Source organism: Streptomyces sp. NPDC000941 (genome assembly GCF_053599555.1).
In genome coordinates this window covers 39,437-60,024 of the sequence record NZ_JBSFMM010000013.1, presented here as the reverse complement: position 1 = coordinate 60,024, position 20,588 = coordinate 39,437, and the positions used below count along the sequence as shown (strand labels likewise).

The following is a 20,588-nucleotide window of genomic DNA, read 5'->3' as shown; positions in this document are numbered from 1 at the left end:
GCAAATGAACGCCCAGAAGCTCGAAGACGCTACGGCGACGGTCATCATCGGCCTGAAGATTCTGCCCGGCCTCGAGCGGGAGTACGAGGCGTGGCAGCAGGGCGTCAACGCGGCTGCCGCCGAATACCCCGGATACCTCGGTGACGAGATCGCCCGGCCGACATCCCTGCAACCCGACTGGGTTGTCGTATACCGATTCGACTCGGTAGCCCATCTGCAAGCGTGGATGAACGGCGCGACCAGGCAGAGTTTTCTCGATATCGGCAGCAAATACTTTGACGGCCCCGCAACCCAGCAGGTGGTCAGCGGCTCCACACAGCCAATGGACCCTCTTGTGACCGTCGTGGTCACCCATCGCGTCCATCCGAACCAGGTCGACGAATTTCTCGAGTGGCAGCGTCATTTGAACCAGGAGGAGAGCACATTCGAGGGATTTCGCGGAACCGAGCTTTTCCGTCCCATCGAGGGACTTCAGGACGAATGGACCACGCTGTACCGATTCGACAACGCCGAGCACCTCGACGCGTGGCTGACGTCGCCCGAGCGGCAGAGAATGCTCGCTGAAGGCCGGAAGTTCAACGACTTCAAACTGCGCACGATCGACGACTCGTTCGGCAGCTGGTTCGCCTTCGAAGAGAACGGCAAGGAGGCGCCGCCGCCCTCGGAGACCAAAACCGCCATCGCGGTGTGGGTCGGCCTGTACCCGACCGTTGTGCTGCTGACGCTCGCCCTGTCGCCGCTGAAGATGCCGCTCTGGCTCGGGCTGCTGGTCGGCAACCTGCTTTCGAGCTTCATCATGAGCTTCCTGACGATGCCCTACTACGTGAACCGGCTGCTCAAGCGGTGGCTGAGGCCGTCACCGGACGAACCGGCGGCGAAGACCAACCTCGTCGGCCTTGGCATCGTCGGCGCGGTGACCGTGTTCTGGGGCGTCGTCTTCTACCTCGTGACGACCCAGATCTGGACGCTGCCCTGACCTGACTGGAACAGCGTCCAGAGCATCCGGGCGCGGGTGGCTACTGACCCCTCAACGACGTGGCATCGGTATGCGCTTGTAGACGACGCCGCCATCGCAGGTGGAACTGTCGTAGTAGCTGGAACTGCCACTGCACGCAGACACGCTCACGTCCACAAGGTTGGGACTGGAGCTCTGCCAAGCCCAACTCGCGGCAGGGTTGTTGGCGCCGCACGCTTTGCGGCTCTCTATCCGGTTGTAGCCTCCGTCGTTGTAGCGGAAGATCACGCGGACCCAGGCGCAGTAACCATCCCCCGGCGGCGTGTCCTTGACCGTGCCGCTGACGTACACCGTGCCGCCGGATCCGTATGTACTACCGACCACGCGCGATCCTGAGCGCTCGAAGGTGAAGTCGGTGGCCGCTGACGCCGGGCTGGACGCGAGCAGGGTGAGGCCAAGGCCTGCCGTGGCCGCGCAGGTGAGGGCTTTCCAGTGATTCATGAGCTACCTCTTGCTGTAGGGCTTGTGCCGAGAACCGGCGGCCGGCAGGGAGCGGTGGTCCGGTCCGGAAGGGCCGCCTCACGACCACCGTCCGCTGTCGACCTTGCACGCACCTTGGGCCGAGCATGAATCCGCTGGCTGAGTCGCCTGCCCTGAGTCAGGACGGACGAGCGCGCGCGGCGTAACCCCGACACCACCTGAATGTGGGCAGTGGAGTCTGTAGGCTACGCCGTGCCGTCGAATTCTCTGTTCAGGAGTCTATGCACATGTCCTCGCGGCCGGATTGGACGCTCAACGGGAGGGCAAGATGTTCTACCGGGCGGACCTGCCGGTGCTGGTGTGAGTCGCCTTTGTTCATTGCGACGCCGAAGACGGAAATTACAGCAATTGCAAGAGGTATGCCGTAAAAGGCGACTCGATGCAAAATCCCCACCAAAAAATCCTTCGCGTCCGCATGAAATGAGCATACCCGGGGGTATTGGCACCCCGGGTAGAGGGTTGCTGAAAGGATAGTGGGGAGGGTTACCTAGATCCAAATCGGCGAACTTAGTGGACATTTCGTCTAAATGCTCGCCCGGAGCGCAGAGCTGGTTACTACGAACGCTCATTCCGGAATGCGGCAAGAATCTTCCGCGCGCTGGCTGCTTCGGTGGCAGCATGAGCTTCGTGCGCGATGGCGAGAGCGGCCTCGATGTGAGCCGTGGCGACATCCTTGCGGCCGAGTTGGTACTCTGTGAGTCCCAGTTGAAGCATGGCCTTCACTTCTTCGGAAGTGGCCCCGATCTGTTGGGCTACTTCCAGAGCCCTGCCATGGTGAGCAAGGGCTTCATCGTGCTGCCCGGTGGTCCGGAGCACCGTACCGATCCCATTCAGCGCCGCGGATTCGCTACGCTTTTCGCCGATATCGCGGAATGTGGCCAGGGTCTGACGATAAAGAGTGAGGGCGGAGTCGAGTTCGCCGAATACTTGGAGGACGTCCGCAAGGTTCATCTGTATGATCGCTCGGTCCACGACGTTACCATCCGAGCGGGCAAGATCCATCGCCCTCTCATAGGAGCGGCGGGCTTGATCACGGTTTTCGGTAATGAGGTGCAGGTCGCCCAAGTTGTTGTACATGAGGGCTTGACTGCGTCTGTCGCCACTTACTTGGAATCCCTCCAGGGCGGCTTGGAAGGAAACACGGGCTGCGTCGTGGTCGCCGAGGTGTAAATGGGTGATACCCAGATTGTTCTGTGAGCGCGCTATTTGATGACGGCCGGCGGTGCGGAGGCGAATGTCGAGGGCTTCCTGCTGCAGCGTGAGTGCCTTTTTGAACAGTCCTTGATTTCTATAGGGAAGCGCAAGCTGATGAAGTGCCTCGGCGGCAGTATCCTCGTCATTCCCGGCACGGGCCAATTCAAGTGCCCTGGTGGCTGAGCTGATGGCTCGGGGGTAATCTCCGGCGTGAGCGTGAGTCAGGCTGAGATCGATGAGGGAGCGTGCCTCCGCCGACTGATCGCCGGACGAGCGCCAGTGAGTGATCGCTTGGCGGTGCTGTGTCTCCGCGGTGGGGCCGTGACGTTCTGCGTCCAGCATTCCCCCGAGCGCATGCGCAAAGAGTGCCGCCCGCCGTGGGGGACCTGTTCGCCAGGCCTGCTCCATGGTGACCAGGAGGTTTTCGCGCTCGAGTGTGAACCAGCTCCGCGCGGCCGCTGGGTCGGGCCATGCGGGCGCGTCGGGGGTGTGGGCCACTTCCACGGGCGTGCGTGGGCGATGTGGATAAACAAGGCGGTCGGCGAGGTCTGCCAGGTAGAGGTAGGAGTCGATGAGGCGGCCGGTGGCCAACTCGCGCTGAGGTTCCTGCTCTTCGGTATCGGCGAGAGTGCGGGCGTATTCTCGCAGTAGATCATGTATGCGATAGCGGTGGGGGGTGGGTTCTTGGAGGAGATTATGATTCAAAAGGTCTTCGAGTAGATGTTCGGTTTCATCGAGGCTCAGTCCGGTGAGTGATGCTGCCGCATGCAGGCCGAACTCGGAGCCGGTGTGGAGTCCGAGTCGACGGAAGGCGGTCTGTTGCTCGGTGGTCAGCCACCTGTAGGAGAATTCGAAGGTCCGGGCGATTGCGCGGTATCCGTCGCGGAATTCGGCAAGGCGCCGGCTGCTGGAGATCAGCTGGTACGTGAGATCGGAGGTGCTCCAGGAGGGGTGTGAATTCAGTCGGCTGGCCATGATTTCGATGGCGAGGGGTAGATATCCGCAGAGCCGTACAATTTCTGCGACTTCGGAGATGCTTCGCGTGCGCTCGTCGGCAACTCGCTGCCGAAAAAGAGCGATCGCGTCGGGTTCTTGCAGTACATCGAGGGAAAGGTGCCGCAGGCCCGGTAATCCGACGAGGCGTCGGCGGCTCGTCGTAATCACTACGGAGGGGGAGTCGCCTGGCAGAAGGGGGCGGACCTGTTCGGGGCCTGAAGCATCGTCGAGAATGATGAGCAGCCGCCGTTGCGTGAGGAGTGAGCGCCACAGGGCCGTGGATTCGTCGATGTCTTGCGGGATTCGCTGGCTGGGCACACCAAGGATGCGCAGCAGGGCCTGCAGCGCCGCATCGGGAGTCAGGGGTTTGTGAGTGCCGCCGTGTGCCCGCAGGTCCAGATAGACCTGGCCGTCGGGGAAGAGGGGGCGCAGTTCATACGCGACGTGGATGGCGAGAGCGGTTTTGCCCACGCCGGACATGCCGTCGATCGCCTCTAGAGCAATTGTTCCGTGCATGTCATTTTGTGATGCCTTCAAAACCGCATGTATCAGTTCCATCTCGGTGTCCCGGCCGACCAGCTCGACTCGGCGCGGTAAATTCTGGGGTGGAGGCGTGGAATGGAGCTGTAGGTGAGAGTTGGCGCTGCCTGGTATCAGGTCGCCGACGGAGACCTGGCGCAGAATGCTTTGCTGGACATGCCTGAGCCGTTGACCGGGTTCGGAGCCGAGTTCTTCGACAAGCTCGCGTCTGACCTCCTGATAGATACGGAGGGCTTCAGTCGCTCTCCCGCAGCCGTACAGGGCCAGCATGAGATGCTCGGCTATTGCCTCATCCCTGGGGTGTTGACTGGTCAGCAAGGACAGGGAGCCCACGAGGTCGGCGAAGTGCCCGCGTCGGAGTGCGATGCCTGCCCGGACCATGGCCGCGGCGAGATTCCGAAGGATGAGCGCATCGCGGACCTGCTGCGGCCACAACCCGGAGAGCCCGGCGAGTGGCTCGCCCTGCCACACCTCGTCGGCTTCGTCGAGGTGACGAAGAGCCCGGTGGTCGTCGCCGCTGTCGACGAGTGAGCGTGCCTGGGCGATGAGGCTGAGGTATCGGTGGAGGTCAACAGATTGCGGATCGGCCTGGAGGGTGTATGTATGAGCCTGCTGGGTCACTGTTGGGGCATCGAGGTCAACACTGATCCTGCGCCGCAGCCGTGAGACGTAAGTACGGAGATTCTCCCGGGCGCGCTGCGGGAGGGAGTCCTCCCATAGTCGGTGAAGCAGTGTGTCCATCGGCACCGGACGGCCTATGTCGACGGCCAAAGAGGCCAGCACGATGCGTTCTTTGACCGAGCCCAGGGGACGGGGCTGCCCGTCCCACAGTTCGACGGTGCCAAGTATGTGGAACTCCACCAGCGCCCTCCCGCCGGTATTGCTCCCTCAGTTACTTCAGTCATCATGAGAGTGGCATAAGGCCCGGCCTTGCCGCTAGACCGCAGGGGTCACTCTTGTCTGAAATTTGCTGCCTTATGTGACATGTGGGCAGTGTGACGACTAGGCGGGCGGAAGGGGAGCGGTGACGGAGCAGACGCTCATGGAAGCCCTCGCGCTGGCGCTCAGTGGTGGGAGTGAATCCCCAGCCTGGAAGTCGTTGGCCGCATTCCTCCGCCCTGCATGCGCGGCGGACCAGGAGGTGGCGGAGGCATGGCGGCGAGTCCTGGGAAGCGGTGCCGAGGCGGATGATGTGTGGGCGCTGGCGTGTGCCGTGATCCGACACATCGAACGTGACGACGCTTTTGGTGAGAGCCTGCACGGCTGGGTCACCGACGGTCCTGCGAGAGCGGCGGCCATCGCGCGATCGGAGGCGGCCGAACACCGCAACGTCATCGATGGCCGCAGCCAGGTGTGGGGTTCTGTCGTGCAGGCCCGGGATATCGCCGGGGGCATTCATATTCACCAGACACCACCGGCACGGGCCGTGGTTCCGCGTCAGCTACTTCCGGTCCCGGCCCACTTCACTGACCGCGAGGACGTTCTGCGGGTGCTTGCGCGCTTGCGCGCGTCGCGGAACGCCGATGCCCCTCACGTCATAGTGATCAGCGGGCCGGCAGGGGTGGGGAAGACGACGTTGGTCTCCCGCTGGTTACGGGAGCGGGAAGCCGAGTTCCCCGATGGCCAGCTCTATGTGGACCTTCACGGCTTCACCCCCGGCGAACCCGCCAGCCCTGCCGAGGTGCTGGGACATCTGTTGCGGGCATTCGGGCGGACCGAGGTGCCGACCACACTTCCCGAACTGGCGGCGCTCTGGCGTTCGATGACTGCTGACCTCCGCTTTGCCGTCGTGCTTGACAACGCCTTGACCGCAGCGCAGGTGCGCCTTGTGCTGCCGAGTTCCCCCGGGAGTCTGACCGTGGTAACCAGCCGGAACCGGCTGACCGGCCTGGCTGTCGACGGTGCCGCATTTCATCAACTCGGCCTGTTGGACCAAGGATCGGCGGTGGAACTGCTTTCGCGCAGCGTTGGCAGGGAGCGGGTGGACGATGAGCGATCGGCAGCACATGAGGTCGTGATGCTGTGCGCCTGTCTGCCCCTGGCGGTGTGTCTGGCCGCCGCGCGCCTCGCTTCTCGGCCCGAGCGATCCGTGGCTTCCCTGGTTGAGGCGTTGACCAGAGGGCTTGGACCGCTCGGGGCGCTGCGGGTGGAGGGCGCGCGGACCTTGCAGGCGGTGCTCGATGAGTCGTATGGGGTGTTATCGCGCGAGGCCACGGTCGTCTACCGGCGCTTGGGCCTGCTGCCGACCGCAGTCTTCGACACCGCGATGGTGGGCGCCGTATGCGCACTGAGCGAGGTCGAAGCCGACGGACTCCTGGAGACTTTGACAGATATGAATCTCCTCGAGGAGATCGGGGCGCATCATTACCGCTTCCATGACCTCGTGCGTCAGCATGCGGCCCAGCGCGGTCATGAGGAGGTGGCATCGGTCCAGGCGGAGACGGTGCGGCGCTTTGTGGACTGGTGCCTGACCGTAGCGACCTCGGCAGAGGAGGTGCTGACTCCGAGCCACCGCAATCTGGGCCCACGTGAGTACCTGTTCGCGCCCGCGGCTCCCGTTTCCTTCATGGACGAGGGCGCGGCGCTGGCTTGGCTGGGCACGCACAGAGAAGCCCTGATGGGAGCCGTACGCAGTGCCGCGAACGCCGGGTGGGAGACCACCGTCTGGCAGTTGGTGGATGCCATGTGGCCGATGTTCTTGCGCCTGCGGTTGTACGACTCGTGGATCGAGGCCCATGAGCTCGGGCTCCAGGCCGCACGGCGCGCTGGTGACCGACCCGGTGAGGCTCGCATGCTGACCTCTGGTGGCATCGGCCTGCGCAGTGCCGGACGATATGAGGACGCGATCGTGTGGTTCACGCAGGCACTTGATCTCGCCCGCGAGGACGGTAACAGTCGGGATGAGGCTCAGGCGCTCAACGGCTTGGGGAGTTCCTATCGGGGCGCGGGGCGACTCGGCGAGGCCCAGGACTGCTTCTCTCGCGCGCTTGCTCTCCGGGAGGCGATCGGTTATCGGAGAGGCGCTGCGCTGTCGCGGCTGCGGCTTGGCGAGCTTGCCCTCGATGCGGGAGATCACGGCAAGGCGATCGACCACCTCGACCGAGCCCTGACGGAACTCGTCGCCGAAGACGACACCTACGACGCGACACGGGCCCGCTCCCTGCTGGGCTTTGCTCTGGCGAGGCAAGGGCGGCGTGAGAGCGGGGTGCGGGAGTTGAACGCGGCCCTGGAAGATTTCGAAGCATCCGGATCCGACTTCTGGCGCGCCAGGACGCTGGAGATGCTTGGGCAAGTGGCGCACGACGGGGCCGACGAATCGGCGGCCCGGGTCTTCTATGAGCGCTCTCGTGTGATCTATTCCTCCATGAGTCCCATGGACACCAGACGGGTGGAGAGGCGCCTCCGGGAACTTGGTCCAGAGACGCCTCCAGTTGATGCGGAGCAGCATTAGGCTGCCAAGCGTTCCTCCCTCGTAAAGTCCGCCAGCGGCAGGACGAGGAGGCGGCGACGCTCACGCGCCGTATCTGCCGGACCAACGCGTCCTCGTGCGGTGGTCAGAGCGACGGAACGAAGAGTCTGCCAGGGCTGCCCGAGCACGAGTTGGCTGTGCAGGAACGATGCCATGCCCCAGAGTTCCGCTCTTGTCATGATCCGCCCTGGCGCCCTGTCTGGAAGAGCCAGGATTCGCGCGCCGTTCCGGGCGCCGGCCACGCAACCGCCCGTGGTGTCCCGGGCAGCAGCTACGAGGCACCCCGGAAACTGGGAAAGGATGCGGCTCACCCACTGCACGGCGCGACCTGTCTGTTCCGGCCGTTGAAGACCGACCACGTCGCCGGCCGCGGACAACAGTGAGTCCCGCGGGCCACCCAGACCCACGCTCAAGTGAACGTCCGTGGGATCCGACCCGCCGTGCCACGCCCCGAACAAGGTCCGGGATATTTCCGCACGCGATGTGCCGGTCACATCCGAGACCATGGACAGCGGCCAGCGCCGCACTGTGTAGCGTCGGCGTTCCGCCAGGTGTGTTGCTTCCAGGGTCGTGAGTTCGGGGCGGGCGAGCCTCGATGACGGCATCCGCCAATCGTCCTGGCCACCCGCCCATACCGCGGCGACCGCACAGGCTGTCATGCCGCTGCTCCCTCGATCCACCCTGTCCATGAGTCCAAAGGCTCCGGCTTCGGGGCGGGTTCGGTCAGCGGCTGGTAGGCAGGCTGCCCGATTCCCAGGCGGTGGTACATCAGCCTGCGGATGTGCTGATGGAAACGCCCCGGCTCGGAGGAAATCCGTCCGGCAGCCGCTTCGTACTCTTCGCGCCGGTATTCCGCGGCCGCGTAGTGAAGTTGCTCCTCCAGGGGGTGGCCCGGGGAAAGCACCGGCGCGGTCGTCGCGAGAGCAGCGGCCGGTGAGGCATGGTGCACCTCGGCGTACGGGAAGCGGGCCAGCACGATGGGAACCGGCATGAGCGTGGCGTACGAGGTGAGCGAGCCATGGTCGCCTACGACCCAGTCCGCGGCGGCCAGCAGTGCCCGCCAGTCGACCTCCGGTGGTACCAGAGCGAGCCCGCGCCGACGGTATTTCGAGAGCCAGGCATGAACCTGCCACCTGCCGTGGCCCGCCCATATGTTGGGGTGAGTGAGAACCGCCGTGCGGTACTTCTCGGCTGGTAGTTCGCTGAGCAGGCGGGGCAGCAGCGCGTCGAAGCCGCCGAATGAAGCCGAAGCGCCCCACGTACTGGCCACCACCACCAACTTCTGCCCTTCGTCCAGCCCAAGGGCCGCACGATACGCATCCCGGTGCGGAAGGCTGGCGAGGAGCCGGTCGTAGGACGGGTCTCCGACTACCGATGCCACCGGCAGAGCCTCGGGACAGCTGCGTGACAGCGTCTCGAGCTCGTCGCGGTGGGCGACTCCCAGCACCGCCGGAAGTACCTTTCCATCCCGGGTGAGATTGTCCCGCCCCAGCATGCCGGGCGGCCGTTCACTCGCGTCGGTGCCGTGCCAGACACGTTGCAGTTTGATGTGTCCCGCGCCGTGAGAGAGCAGGATCAAAGGCGCGCGTACTTGGTCGATGTGTTCCCAGCCGGCGGCCAGAGCGAGGTCGAACTCGGACCTCGCAGCCTCCTGCCAGGGCAGCACCGGGCTGCCGAGGCGCTGCAGGAATCGGGTCACTCCCTCACCGAACGCGTGCGGCGCCACGGTGAAGAAGACCTCGACGCGCATGTCCGCTTCCAGCAGCGAGAAGACGTCGAGCAGTCGCTGCCCAAAGGTGAGCGTCTGTACGACGACGAGTACCTTCTTGCAGCCGCGAACAGTGAGCCACGGCTCGCGGTCTAAGTGAACGGACCCTGTGAGGCCGAATGTCGTTGACATGGGTTCCCCCCTTGAGATCGCCCGGACCCCCGTGATCCGGGCTGTGCGGCCGCACATCCGCCGACAGGGTGGGCGTTGTGACCGGCCGTGTAGGGGCCTGCCCGCAAGGGTGGACAGAACCCTTGCAGAAACCTTGCAGACTGCCGTGGGCGCCTCGCGGCGGCCCGGAACCGTGGATCGATTGGCGCGGACACCGGAGCCTGCTCGCGCAGCGGTAGCGTCCGGCATTGCACTGACGGACCGGACCGCCAAGGATGTGACGGGTGAGCGACAAAGAACTTCTGGCCCAGCGATTCGAGGAGCACCGCTCCCATCTGCGCGCGGTGGCCTACCGCATGCTGGGCTCGCTCAATGAAGCCGACGACGCCGTCCAGGAGACCTGGCTGAAGCTGAGCCGTTCCGATGTCTCCGAGGTGCGGAACCTGGGTGGCTGGCTGACCACCGTGGCGGGCCGGGTGTGTCTGGACATGCTGCGCTCCCGCAGTTCGCGGCGGGAGGAGCCGCTGCCGGAGCAGCAGGACGGTCCCATCCGGCTGCCCGATCCGGTGGTCAGCGGCCCGGGCGGGGTGGATCCCGAGCAGGAGATGCTGGTGGCCGACTCCGTCGGCATCGCCCTGATGATCGTGCTGCAGACCCTCTCGCCCGCCGAGCGGCTCGCGTTCGTGCTGCACGATCTGTTCGCCGTGCCCTTCGACGAGATCGCCCCCATCCTGGGCCGTACCTCCGCGTCCACCCGGCAGCTCGCCAGCCGCGCCCGCCGCCGGGTGGAGGGGGCCGCGCCTGCCGCCGACACCGATCTCGCCCGTAAGCGCGAGGTGGTGGACGCGTTCCTCACCGCCTCGCGCGGTGGGGACTTCGACGCCCTGCTGGCCGTCCTCGACCCCGATGTCGTGGCCCGCTCCGACGGCGGCACTCTGCGGCCGAGCCTGCTGCGGCGCGGCGCGGCGGATGTGGCCTCGCAGGCCATCACCTTCGCGCGAATCGCGGAGGCCGCGCGCCCGGTGCTGATCAATGGCTCGCCCGGGGTGGTCTCGGTCGCGGAGGGGCGCGTGGTGTCGGTCATGGCGTTCACGATCCGGGGCGGCCGGATCACCGCCCTCGACATCCTCACCGACCCCGAGCGCATCGCGGGGATGGACCTGGACGCGCTGAGCGGCTGATCCGTACGCGCACCGCCTGTGGCAGGAGCCGTGCCAGGTCATCGACGTACGACGTGATGACGGTGACTTGGCCCTGCCGCAGGAGCGACCTCCTGGAGCCGTGTGATGTGGCCGGTGTGCAGCTCCAGGTGGGTGCCGGTGAAGCGGCTGCGCATGCGGCGGTCGTGGGTGACGGTGACGACCGCGCCCGAGTAGTTCGTCAGGGCTCCTTCCAGCTCTTCGACGAGGGCGGGGGACAGGTGGTTGGTGGGCTCGTCGAGCAGCAGCAGATCGGCGGGGTCGGTCACCAGGCGGGCCAGTTCGATGCGGCGCCGTTGCCCGTAGGACAGCTCGCCCACCTTCAGCCGCAGGTCGGCCCGGCTGAACAGGCCGAGTGAGAGGAGGGCGTCGGTGTGGTCGCCCGGGTCGCCCGCCCGGCCGTGGGCGAAGGCCTGCGGCACGGTCAGACCGGGCGGCCACGGGGTGGCCTCCTGCCGCAGATGCGCGATGCGGCCGTGCGTACGCACCGTCCCGGTGTCCGGGCGCAGTTCGCCGGACAGGACCCGCATGAGCGTCGTCTTTCCCGCTCCGTTGGGCCCGGTGATCAGCAGCCGCTCCGCGCCCCCGATCCGCAGCGACGGCACCCGCAGCCGGTCCCCGACGCGGATGTCGGTGAGCTCGGCCGCCACCTGTGGCGATGTGCCGTCGGCGGTGGTGATAGGGGCGGCGAACACCAGCGGGTCGGGCGGCGGGGCGACGGGATGGTCGCTGAGGCGCTCGACGCGTTCCTTGGCGTTGCGGATACGGACCATCGCACCGTGGCCGCGGCCACGGGCGCGGAAGCCCCCGTGGCCGAACACGGAGAGCGGCACTTTGCGGGGGATCGCGTCAAGGCGGGCCACATTCGAGGCGGCCAGCTTCTCGTTGCGGGCCAGCTCGGCACACCAGTCCTCGTACTCCCGCAGCCGGCGCCGGCGCTCGGCGGCCTTCGCGGCGAGGTAGCCGTCGTACCCGTCGCCGTAGCGCGCCACCTTGCCCTCGCCGACTTCCAGGATCGTGGTGGTGACCCGCTCCAGGAACACCCGGTCATGGGTGACCGCGAGCACGGTGCCGCGATGCGCCCGCAGATGTGCCTCCAGCCAGGCCACGGCCGAGTCGTCCAGATCGTTGGTCGGCTCGTCCAGCAACAGCAACTCCGGACGCGACGCCAAGGTGGCGGCCAGCGCAAGCCGCGAGCGCTCGCCACCGGACAGCGTGCCGAGCGCCCTGCCGCGGTCCAGGCCCGGCAGGCCGAGCCCGTGCAGGGCGATGTCCACCCGGGCGTCCGCCTCGTATCCGCCGCGCGCCTCGTACCGGGCCACCAGCCCGGCGTAGGTGTCCAACGCCGCCGCGAGCTCCGCACCCGCCAGGCCGCGCAGCCCGGCCTCGGCGCGGCGCAGCCGCGATTCGAGATCGCGCAGATCGGCGAGGACCACATCGACGGCGTCCTGGACACTGGCCTCGGGCGGCAGGTCGAGAGACTGGGCGAGATGGCCGACGCCGCCGGGCGCCACCACGGTCAGCTCGCCGTTGTCGGGCCGGTCCTGCCCGGCGAGGAGCCTCAGCAACGTGGATTTCCCCGCCCCGTTGTCGCCGATGATTCCGGCCTTCTCGCCCGGCTTGACGGTGAAGGACACATCGTCCAGCACCACGTGGTCGTCGTAGCGGCGGGTGACGTTCTGAAGAGTGAGTTGTGCGGCAACCATGGAGGAGTCCCCTGTTCTCGGCCATGCCGATAAGAACGGGCAGATGGACACATCCGCGTACGCCGGGACATCCCGCCGCATGCCGGGCATGCGGCATCGCGAGAGTGGCGGAAGAAGCGCGGATGAGAACGCGCGACGACGGAGCAACGCTCAACGCGGTCGCGCGGGGACTGTCACAGAGAACCCATGCGCAGCACCATACCCGGGAGGCGGCGGCCCCACACCTCATTTTCAGCCGTCGGTCATTGGGAGAGCCATCGGGAGAGGAGCCGGGAGAGGCGGCCCCCTGGTGGCGCCGAAAAACGGGGGCTTAGCATAGGCCCCTGGCATGGACACCATCACTCTCTGGGCATTCGTCGCGCTCGCCGGGGCCGCGACCCTCGTCGGCTTCTCGAAAACCGCCGTCAGCGGCGCCAACACGGTCAGCCTCGCGGTCTTCGCGGCCGTACTCCCGGCCCGCGAGTCGACCGGGGTACTGCTCCCGCTGCTCATCGTCGGCGACGTGTTCGCCGTCTACACCTACCGCCGCCACGCCGACTGGGCCACGCTGGTGCGGCTGTTTCCCGCGGTGGCCGCCGGGGTGGTGGCGGGCACGGTGTTCATGCTGTGGGCCGACGACGCCGCGGTGCGCACCTCGATCGGGGGGATTCTGCTGCTGATGGCCGGGGTCACGGTGTGGCGGCGGCGTGCGGCCGGGAAGGCGGACGAAGCGGGGAAAGAGGCATCCGCGGCAGGGGAGGGGCAGGGCAGCGCGCGGCTCAAGGCCGGGTCGTACGGCGTGCTCGGCGGCTTCACGACCATGGTGGCCAACGCGGGCGGCCCCGTGATGTCGATGTATCTGCTCTCCGCGGGCTTCCGGAAGCTCGGTTTCCTGGGCACCTCGGCGTGGTTCTTCCTGATCGTCAACGTCGCCAAGGTGCCCTTCAGCGTCGGCCTCGGCCTGATCGACGGAGACTCGCTGCTGCTGGACGCGGCGCTGGTCCTGTTCGTCATACCCGGGGCGTTCCTGGGCAAGGCGGTCGTGGGCCGGATCAACCAGCGGCTCTTCGAGCGGCTGGTGATCGCGGCCACCGTGGTGGGCGGCGCCCAACTGCTGCTGCGCTGAGCCGACGCTACGACCCGCCGTGTTGCGACCCGCCAAGAGCCCGCTACGAGCCCGCTATGAGGCCGCTCGTGACTCGATGAGCGCGGCGAGGCCGTCCAGGACCCGTGCCAGGCCGAAGCGGAAGGCGTATTCGGGGTTGTACGGGCTCTGGTGGGCCTCGCCCGCGGCGCTGCCCACCCGGGCCGCGAGGGGATAGCGCTCGGCGTCGAAGACCTTGGCCAGCAGGGGTGCGTGGGCCTCCCACCACTGCGCGTCGGACATCGCGCTGTCCCGGCCGGCCGCCTGGGCGTCCAGTTCGGCGCGGGCCGTGGCGCGGACGAAGTCGAGCAGGAAGGTGAGCGCGGCGTCGATCTCGATGTCGTCCAGGCCCAGGCCCTCGAAGGCGGCCAGTTCGTGCTCGTACTTGGCGATGACGCCGGGGCCGAGCGGCGGGCGGGTGGCGGGCAGGGTCGCCACCCAGGGGTGGCGGCGGTACAGCTCCAGGTTCTCCCGGGCGACGGCCTCGACCCTGGCGCGCCAGGGCGCGCGCGGCGTCGGCAGCGGCGCGGCGCGCTCCATCTCCAGATAGGCGGTGTCCAGCATGAGGTCGAGCAGTTCGGCCTTGGCGGGGACGTACGTATAGAGGGTCATCGGTGTGACGCCGAGCCGCTGGGCCACGCCCCGCATGGTCAGCGCCTCCAGGCCGCCGGAGTCGGCGAGCGCGATGGCGGCCTGGACGACGGCGTCGACGCTGAGGCCCTGCTTGGGGCCGCGGCGGGGTGGCGCGTCCGCGGGGGCGGGCTCGCGCCACAGCAGTTCCAGGGTGCGGGCCGGGTCGCCCGCGCCGCTGCGTTCCTTGGCCATCGGTACCGTTCACCGTTCCTTGTCGTCCGAGCTGTGCTCTGCTCCTCCGGCGCTATTTTGTCGCGCGGTTACTCCGTACGTTGTATAGGGTACGGCGTACCCTGTTTTCTGTTCCAGGAGGAGTAGCCGTGAACGCCACGTCCGGACCCCGCCCGGCCGACAGCCACCATCTGATCCAGGTCCGCGGAGCCCGAGCGAACAACCTCAAGGACGTCTCCCTGGACATCCCCAAGCGCAGGCTCACGGTCTTCACCGGAGTGTCCGGGTCCGGGAAGTCCTCGCTGGTGTTCGGCACCATCGCCGCCGAGTCGCAGCGCCTGATCAACGAGACGTACACGGCCTTCATCCAGTCGTTCATGCCGAACCTGAGCCGCCCCGACGTGGACGGGCTGCACAATCTGAGCGCCGCGATCGTCGTCGACCAGGAGCGGATCGGCGCCAACTCGCGCTCCACCGTGGGCACCGCCACCGACGCCTACACCATGCTGCGGATCGTCTTCAGCCGCGTCGGCACCCCGCATATCGGGACGTCCTCGGCCTTCAGCTTCAACACCCCCGAGGGCATGTGTCCGGCCTGCGAGGGGCTCGGCCAGGTGTCGAAGATCGACGTCGACCAGCTGGTGGACCGCGAGCTCTCGCTGAACGAAGGGGCCATCACCGTCCCGAGCTTCGGCGTGGACACCTGGTACTGGCAGGTCATGGCCCAGTCCGGCTTCCACGACCCGGACAAGAAGCTCAAGGACTTCACCGAGCAGGAGTGGACGGACTTCCTCCACAAGGAGTCCACCAAGGTCAAGGTCGGCTCCATCAACGTCACCTACGAGGGCCTTGTCACCAAGATCCAGCGGCTCTATCTCACCAAGGACCGCGAGTCGATGCAGGCCCATATCCGCGCCTTCGTGGACCGGGCCGTCGTCTTCGCCGACTGCCCGGACTGCGGCGGCACCAGGCTGAGCGCCGCCGCGCTGTCCTCGACGATCGGCGAGGTCAACATCGCCCAGTGCTCGGCCATGCAGATCAGCGACCTCGCCGAGTTCATACGGTCCATCGACGACCCGTCGGTGGCCCCGCTGCTGGGCAATCTGCGGCATCTGCTGGATTCGCTCGTCGAGATCGGGCTCGGCTATCTGAGCCTCGACCGCGCCTCCGCCACCCTCTCCGGCGGCGAGGCACAGCGGGTCAAGATGGTGCGCCACCTCGGCTCCAGCCTGACCGATGTGACCTACGTCTTCGACGAGCCGACCGTCGGGCTGCACCCCCACGACATCCAGCGGATGAACGACCTGCTGCTGCGGCTGCGCGACAAGGGCAACACGGTGCTGGTCGTCGAGCACAAGCCCGAGGTGATCGCGATCGCCGACCATGTCGTGGACCTCGGCCCAGGGGCGGGTACCGGCGGCGGCGAGATCTGCTACAGCGGGGACATCGCCGGGCTGCGCGCCTCCGCCACCCTCACCGGGCGCCATCTGGAACACCGGACGCGGCTGCGCGAGACCGTACGCACCCCGCGTGGGCGGCTGACCATCAAGGGCGCGGATCTGCACAACCTGAAGAGCGTCGACGTGGACATCCCGACCGGGGTGCTGACCGTGGTCACCGGCGTGGCCGGTTCGGGCAAGAGCTCGCTGATCCACGGCTATCTGGCCGAGCGGGACGGGGTGGTGGTGGCCGACCAGTCGCCCATCCGCGGTTCGCGCCGCTCCAACCCGGCCACGTACACCGGGCTGCTCGGCCCGATCCGCACCGCCTTCGCCAAGGCCAACGGCGTCAAGGCGGCGCTGTTCAGCGCCAATTCGGAGGGCGCCTGCCCCAAGTGCAACGGCATCGGGCTCATCTACACCGATCTGGCGATGATGGCCGGGGTGGCCTCGGTGTGCGAGGAGTGCGAGGGCAAGCGGTTCACGCCCGAGGTGCTGACGTACGTGCTGCGCGGCAAGAACATCAGCGAGGTGCTGGGCATGTCGGTGGCGGAGGCGCACGAGTTCTTCCCCTCGGGGCAGGCGCACACCGTGCTGGGGCGGCTGGTGGACGTCGGGCTGAGCTATCTGCGGCTCGGCCAGCCGCTGAACACCCTCTCCGGCGGTGAGCGCCAGCGGCTCAAGCTGGCCATCCACATGGCCGAGCAGTCCTCGACGTACATCCTGGACGAGCCGACCACCGGACTGCACATGGCGGACGTCGACAAGCTGCTGGCCCTGCTGGACCGGCTGGTCGACGACGGCAACACGGTCATCGTCATCGAACACCACCAGGCCGTGATGGCCCACGCCGACTGGCTCGTCGACCTCGGCCCGGGCGGCGGCCACGACGGGGGACAGGTGGTGTTCACCGGGACCCCCGCCGACCTGGTGGCCGGCGCGGACACGCTGACCGCCCGCCATCTGCGGGAGTACGTGGGAGGCTGATGCTCCGACGTGGTCAGCGCGGGGCGGTGAGCCGGAGCCGGTAACGGACCGCGGGCCGCCCGTTCAGCTCGATGTCCTCCACGGCCGTGAACCCGCTGCGCCGGAGCACGGTCGTGGAGGCCTGGTTGTCGAGCGTGGCCGCCGCGATGAGGGCCGAGAGCCCGTACGAGTCCGCGGCCAGCCGGCACACCTGCGCCACCGCGGCCGTCGCGACACCCCGGCCCGTGGCCCGCTCGCCGACGCGGTAGCCGAGCTCGGCGGTGCCTTCCAGGACGTCCACCAGATTCACCCGGCCGACCAGCTCTCCCGCCTCGTCCAGAACCACATGGAAGTGGCACAACCCGGCCTCCTGCTCATCGAGCCGGAGCTGGTGGAGGGAGGCGAACTCCGTGAAATACGAGTCGCCCCGGTCCGGGATGGACCGCGCGAAGTAGGCCCTGTTCTCCCGTTCGAAAGCCAGCAGGGCGGGTGCGTGGTCCGCCCGAAGCCGCTCCAATCTGACCGTGATCATGTCCGCGAGCATACGGGGCCGGGGCCGGGGCCGGGGCCGGGGCCGTGCCGTGCTCAGTGCCGGTGGTCTGCCGGCGTCGTATTCGGCGCGTTCTTCGCGCGCTGGGGAGCGGCCATGGCCGTCATGTCGAGGAGCGTCATCGCGTCGTAGTCCGGGGTGCCCGGCTCGGCGATGTACACGCCCAGGCGCTGACCGGGGGTCCCCTCCAGGTGCATGGCCTGGAAACCGAGGGTCATCTCGCCGACGTGCGGATGGTGGAAGGTCTTGCGCGTGGCGGCCCTGCGGCCCTTGACCTCGTAGCGCTCCCACAGGGTCGCGAAGTCCGGGCTTTTCAGCAGCAGCTCGCCGACGAGGCCCGCCAGGTCGGGGGCGTCGGGGTCGGTCCCGGCCAGGGCGCGCAGCCGGGCCACGCAGCCACGGATCTGGTTCTCCCAGTCGGCGAAGATCTCGCGGGCGGCCGGGTGCAGAAAGAGATAGCGGGCCAGGTTGCGCTGTTTGGCGGGCCAGTCGCCGATGCCTGCGTACAGCGCCAGCCCGCCGGGGTTGCAGGCGAGCAGATCGAGGGTGCGGCTGGCGACATAGGCCGGGTTGGGGCGCATGGTCTCCAGCAGCAGCTTGAGCTGCGGCCGTACGGTGCGGGTGGGGGCGGCCGGGAGCTCGGGCGCGTACCGGGCGGCGCGGGCGGCGAGCTCGCGCAGATGGTCGCGCTCGTCGTCGTCCATGCGCAGGGCGCGGGCGAGGGCGTCGACCACGGAGGGGCTGGGCCTGGTCTCCTTGCCGCGCTCCAGACGGGTGTAGTAGTCGATGCTGACGCCGGCGAGGGCGGCGAGCTCTTCGCGGCGCAGACCGGGAGTGCGGCGCAGACCGGGGCCGGCGGTCAGACCGACCTGGTCGGGGGTGATCTGGGTGCGCCGGGCGCGCAGAAACCGCCCCAGCTCCGTACCACTGTTGCTGCCGCTGCCGCTGCCGCTGCCGCTGCCGCTGCCGCTGCCGCCAGTGCTGTGCTGCTGCTCACCTGCCATGTCGTCCAGTCTCACAGTGAGCGGGCCCGGACGGGAGCCGAGTGGGGGGCCGTGTCACACCCTGGAACGGCGCTCCCCGGCTCCCCGGCTCCCCGGCTCAGGCCGGTGCCGGGCCGGTGCTGCGGCGGACGACCAGCTCCGTGGGGATGTCCACGCGGACCCCGGGCTCGGGCGCCCGGTGCAGCTGGTCCAGCATCAGGGCCAGACAGCGGCGGCCGACCTCGGCGAAGTCCGTACGGACCGTGGTCAGCGGCGGCAGCAGATGCGCGGCCTCGGGGATGTCGTCGTAGCCGACCACGCTGACGTCCTCGGGCACCGGGCGCCCGGCCTCGTGCAGCGCGCGCAGCACGCCCACCGCCATCTGGTCGTTGGACACGAAGACCGCGGTGACCTCCGGTCGCTCGGCCACCCGGCGGCCCAGCTCATAGCCGGAGTCCGCGCTCCAGTCGCCGAACAGCGGCTCGGGTGCGACGGCCCCCGCGTCCTTCAGGGCCGCCCGCCAGCCGTCGAGGCGGGCCTCCGCCGCGATCCAGCCGACGGGGCCCGCGATATGCCAGACCGTACGGTGGCCGAGGCCCAGCAGATGCTCGGTGGCCTGGCGGGCGCCGGACGCCGAGTCCCCGGCGACGACCGGGACCCGCTCCCCGAAGCTCTTGTCGAGGGTGACCAGCGGAATGTCATGGCCCGACTCGACCACGGCCTGGCCCACTGCACGCTGCGGCGCGATGGCGATCACCCCGTCCGCGCCCTCGCCGAGCAGCCGGTCCAGCGCGCCCGCCACGGACGCCTGGTCGGTGGCGGTCAGCGCGATCGTACTGACCAGGTAACCGGCGGACTGGGCCGCCTCGTTGATGCCCGCCAAGGTGGCGGCCGGGCCGAAGCGGGTCGCGTCGAAGGAGATCACGCCGAGCATCCGGCTGCGCCCGCTGGCCAGTGTGCGGGCGCTTGCGGTCGGGCGGTAGCCCAGCTCCCGCATCGCGGCCCGCACCCGCTCGCGGGTCTCCTCCCGGACGCTCGGGTGGTCGTTGAGCACCCGCGAGACGGTCTGGCCCGACACCCCCGCGAGCCGGGCGACGTCCGCCATCAGAACCCGGGAGCCGGCCGTCCCCCGGCGGCGCCTGGTCCGGACGGGCTCCGCCATACCGGGACTTCCTTCCTGCCTGCTCCCCTGCCTGCTGTGTCTGCCTTACACCCTAGCCAGCTAGGCCCCCGGCAGCCGGTGGCGGGCGAGGGCTTCGCGCTGGGGCGGGGTCAGCCACTCGGGCCGGGCGGCGACGGCGTACGTGTCGGGGGCGGTGCGCCGGAGCGCGACGGCGGAGCTGACGTCCGGGTGCTCCTCGGCCGCGCGCAGCGCGTCGGCGAGGCGGTCCGGGGGCCAGTCCAGCGCGGTGGCCAACTGGTCCGCGGTGAGCGGCGCGCCGGTGTGGACGAGCGCCGCGAGCACGGTCAGTACGTCGGCGGCCAGGGCGGCGTCGGGGCCGCCGGACATGTTGTCGCTGAGGCCGGCGAAGAACTGGCGCATCTGGTCCAGCCGGGCGCCGGCGGGCGTTCCGGCGTCGAAGAGGTCGACCCCACGCCGCGCGGTCCGAACCCACATCTCGGTCGTATAGGCGCTCGTTATCCACGACCGGATCCAGACGTCGTCGTCGATGACGTACAGCTCGCGCCGCCCGCCTGGGGCGCGTTCGCGGCGTATCAGCTCCAGCCCCTCGAGATAGCCGATGGCCTTGGACACCGACGCGGGGCTGACCCGCAGCTGCCGGACCAGCTCGGCCGAGCCCAGCCGGCCGGAGTCGGTGGTGAACAGCCGGGCGAACACGCGGGCCACCATGCGGGTCAGCCCCGTCTGCACCATCAGCCCCGCGAACTCCTCGGCGAAGTCGCGTACCGCCTCGGGGTCGCGCCCGTCGGCGCTGAGGGCGGCCGGGGGCTCCGGGCGCGGGGGCGGCCCGGGGCGGCGCGAACGCCGCTCGGTGGCCCGATGGGCCCGGTCGGCCCGGTAGCCGTCGGGTCCGCCGTTACGGGCCACCTCCCGGCTGATGGTCGACGTCGGCCGGCCGAGCCGCCGGGCGATCTCGGCGTAGCCGAGTCCCTCGGCGAGCCCCGAGGCGATGTCCTGGCGGTCCCCGTGGGTCAGCCTGCCTCCCGGCATCGGTGCGCCTCCCGTGGTTGTCGATGGCCGGTCCAGTATGCGTTCACGGTCAGCTCATTGCAACGAGGGATC

The 20,588-nt window shown here is 68.4% G+C and carries 14 protein-coding genes; 5 read left to right on the top strand and 9 right to left on the bottom strand.

The genetic code is table 11. The features are described 5' to 3' along the window. Window positions 1-4 precede the first annotated feature (4 nt). Window positions 5-976 (top strand): antibiotic biosynthesis monooxygenase, encoded by a 972-nt coding sequence (locus ACWDSL_RS07460; protein WP_450482657.1) that lies wholly within the window; start codon window positions 5-7, stop codon window positions 974-976. Between the two features lie 51 nt (window positions 977-1,027). On the opposite strand, the gene ACWDSL_RS07455 is transcribed toward ACWDSL_RS07460, so the two are convergent. Together ACWDSL_RS07455 and ACWDSL_RS07450 are read right to left on the bottom strand one after the other, a co-directional pair. Continuing rightward, window positions 1,028-1,456, bottom strand: coding sequence for a hypothetical protein (locus tag ACWDSL_RS07455; RefSeq protein ID WP_450482655.1), 429 nt, complete (start codon window positions 1,454-1,456; stop codon window positions 1,028-1,030). Window positions 1,457-2,050: 594 nt separating this feature from the next. Next, a complete protein-coding gene (locus ACWDSL_RS07450) occupies window positions 2,051-5,086 on the bottom strand; it encodes a tetratricopeptide repeat protein (protein ID WP_450482653.1) in 3,036 nt (1,011 codons plus the stop codon). Window positions 5,087-5,249: 163 nt separating this feature from the next. Here ACWDSL_RS07450 and ACWDSL_RS07445 point away from each other — a divergent pair, with 163 nt between their 5' ends. After that, window positions 5,250-7,676: an ATP-binding protein gene (locus tag ACWDSL_RS07445; protein WP_450482651.1), complete on the top strand. Its 2,427-nt coding sequence runs from the start codon at window positions 5,250-5,252 to the stop codon at window positions 7,674-7,676. 673 nt (window positions 7,677-8,349) lie between these two features. Here ACWDSL_RS07445 and ACWDSL_RS07440 read toward each other — a convergent pair. After that, window positions 8,350-9,594: a hypothetical protein gene (locus ACWDSL_RS07440; protein ID WP_450482649.1), complete on the bottom strand. Its 1,245-nt coding sequence runs from the start codon at window positions 9,592-9,594 to the stop codon at window positions 8,350-8,352. 263 nt (window positions 9,595-9,857) lie between these two features. Here ACWDSL_RS07440 and ACWDSL_RS07435 point away from each other — a divergent pair, with 263 nt between their 5' ends. After that, a complete protein-coding gene (locus ACWDSL_RS07435) occupies window positions 9,858-10,754 on the top strand; it encodes a sigma-70 family RNA polymerase sigma factor (RefSeq protein WP_450482648.1) in 897 nt (298 codons plus the stop codon). 38 nt (window positions 10,755-10,792) lie between these two features. Here the strand turns inward: ACWDSL_RS07435 and ACWDSL_RS07430 are convergent, their stop codons facing one another. Next, window positions 10,793-12,478 (bottom strand): TlrC/CarA/OleB/SrmB family ABC-F type ribosomal protection protein, encoded by a 1,686-nt coding sequence (locus ACWDSL_RS07430; protein WP_450482647.1) that lies wholly within the window; start codon window positions 12,476-12,478, stop codon window positions 10,793-10,795. Between the two features lie 328 nt (window positions 12,479-12,806). Between ACWDSL_RS07430 and ACWDSL_RS07425 the strand changes: the two genes are divergently transcribed. Further along, window positions 12,807-13,583 carry a sulfite exporter TauE/SafE family protein gene (locus ACWDSL_RS07425; RefSeq protein WP_450482645.1) on the top strand — a complete coding sequence of 259 codons (777 nt, stop codon included), beginning with the start codon at window positions 12,807-12,809 and terminating at the stop codon, window positions 13,581-13,583. A 54-nt stretch (window positions 13,584-13,637) separates the two neighbouring features. Here the strand turns inward: ACWDSL_RS07425 and ACWDSL_RS07420 are convergent, their stop codons facing one another. After that, window positions 13,638-14,426: a TetR/AcrR family transcriptional regulator gene (locus tag ACWDSL_RS07420; RefSeq protein WP_450482643.1), complete on the bottom strand. Its 789-nt coding sequence runs from the start codon at window positions 14,424-14,426 to the stop codon at window positions 13,638-13,640. Between the two features lie 170 nt (window positions 14,427-14,596). Here ACWDSL_RS07420 and ACWDSL_RS07415 point away from each other — a divergent pair, with 170 nt between their 5' ends. Then, window positions 14,597-16,831 carry an ATP-binding cassette domain-containing protein gene (locus ACWDSL_RS07415; protein WP_450482710.1) on the top strand — a complete coding sequence of 745 codons (2,235 nt, stop codon included), beginning with the start codon at window positions 14,597-14,599 and terminating at the stop codon, window positions 16,829-16,831. Between the two features lie 13 nt (window positions 16,832-16,844). Here the strand turns inward: ACWDSL_RS07415 and ACWDSL_RS07410 are convergent, their stop codons facing one another. The 4 genes from ACWDSL_RS07410 to ACWDSL_RS07395 all read right to left on the bottom strand — a co-directional run bounded on the left by ACWDSL_RS07410 (window position 16,845) and on the right by ACWDSL_RS07395 (window position 20,516). Continuing rightward, a complete protein-coding gene (locus ACWDSL_RS07410; RefSeq protein WP_450482641.1) occupies window positions 16,845-17,342 on the bottom strand; it encodes a GNAT family N-acetyltransferase in 498 nt (165 codons plus the stop codon). A 53-nt stretch (window positions 17,343-17,395) separates the two neighbouring features. Next, complete coding sequence (locus ACWDSL_RS07405) at window positions 17,396-18,364, bottom strand: helix-turn-helix transcriptional regulator (RefSeq protein WP_450482639.1); 969 nt, start codon at window positions 18,362-18,364, stop codon at window positions 17,396-17,398. A gap of 97 nt (window positions 18,365-18,461) precedes the next feature. After that, window positions 18,462-19,505, bottom strand: a complete 1,044-nt coding sequence (locus tag ACWDSL_RS07400; protein ID WP_450482637.1) for a LacI family DNA-binding transcriptional regulator — start codon at window positions 19,503-19,505, stop codon at window positions 18,462-18,464. 60 nt (window positions 19,506-19,565) lie between these two features. Further along, window positions 19,566-20,516, bottom strand: coding sequence for a helix-turn-helix domain-containing protein (locus ACWDSL_RS07395; protein WP_450482635.1), 951 nt, complete (start codon window positions 20,514-20,516; stop codon window positions 19,566-19,568). Window positions 20,517-20,588 lie beyond the last annotated feature (72 nt).

Excerpts from the sequence above, each read along its gene's own strand:
- ACWDSL_RS07460 (WP_450482657.1), top strand. The coding sequence starts at position 5 with ATGAACGCCCAGAAGCTCGAAGACGCTACGGCGACGGTCATCATCGGC.
- ACWDSL_RS07455 (WP_450482655.1), bottom strand. The coding sequence starts at position 1,456 with ATGAATCACTGGAAAGCCCTCACCTGCGCGGCCACGGCAGGCCTTGGC.
- ACWDSL_RS07440 (WP_450482649.1), bottom strand. The coding sequence starts at position 9,594 with ATGTCAACGACATTCGGCCTCACAGGGTCCGTTCACTTAGACCGCGAG.
- ACWDSL_RS07430 (WP_450482647.1), bottom strand. The coding sequence starts at position 12,478 with ATGGTTGCCGCACAACTCACTCTTCAGAACGTCACCCGCCGCTACGAC.
- ACWDSL_RS07425 (WP_450482645.1), top strand. The coding sequence starts at position 12,807 with ATGGACACCATCACTCTCTGGGCATTCGTCGCGCTCGCCGGGGCCGCG.
- ACWDSL_RS07420 (WP_450482643.1), bottom strand. The coding sequence starts at position 14,426 with ATGGCCAAGGAACGCAGCGGCGCGGGCGACCCGGCCCGCACCCTGGAA.
- ACWDSL_RS07410 (WP_450482641.1), bottom strand. The coding sequence starts at position 17,342 with ATGATCACGGTCAGATTGGAGCGGCTTCGGGCGGACCACGCACCCGCC.
- ACWDSL_RS07405 (WP_450482639.1), bottom strand. The coding sequence starts at position 18,364 with ATGGCAGGTGAGCAGCAGCACAGCACTGGCGGCAGCGGCAGCGGCAGC.
- ACWDSL_RS07400 (WP_450482637.1), bottom strand. The coding sequence starts at position 19,505 with ATGGCGGAGCCCGTCCGGACCAGGCGCCGCCGGGGGACGGCCGGCTCC.
- ACWDSL_RS07395 (WP_450482635.1), bottom strand. The coding sequence starts at position 20,516 with ATGCCGGGAGGCAGGCTGACCCACGGGGACCGCCAGGACATCGCCTCG.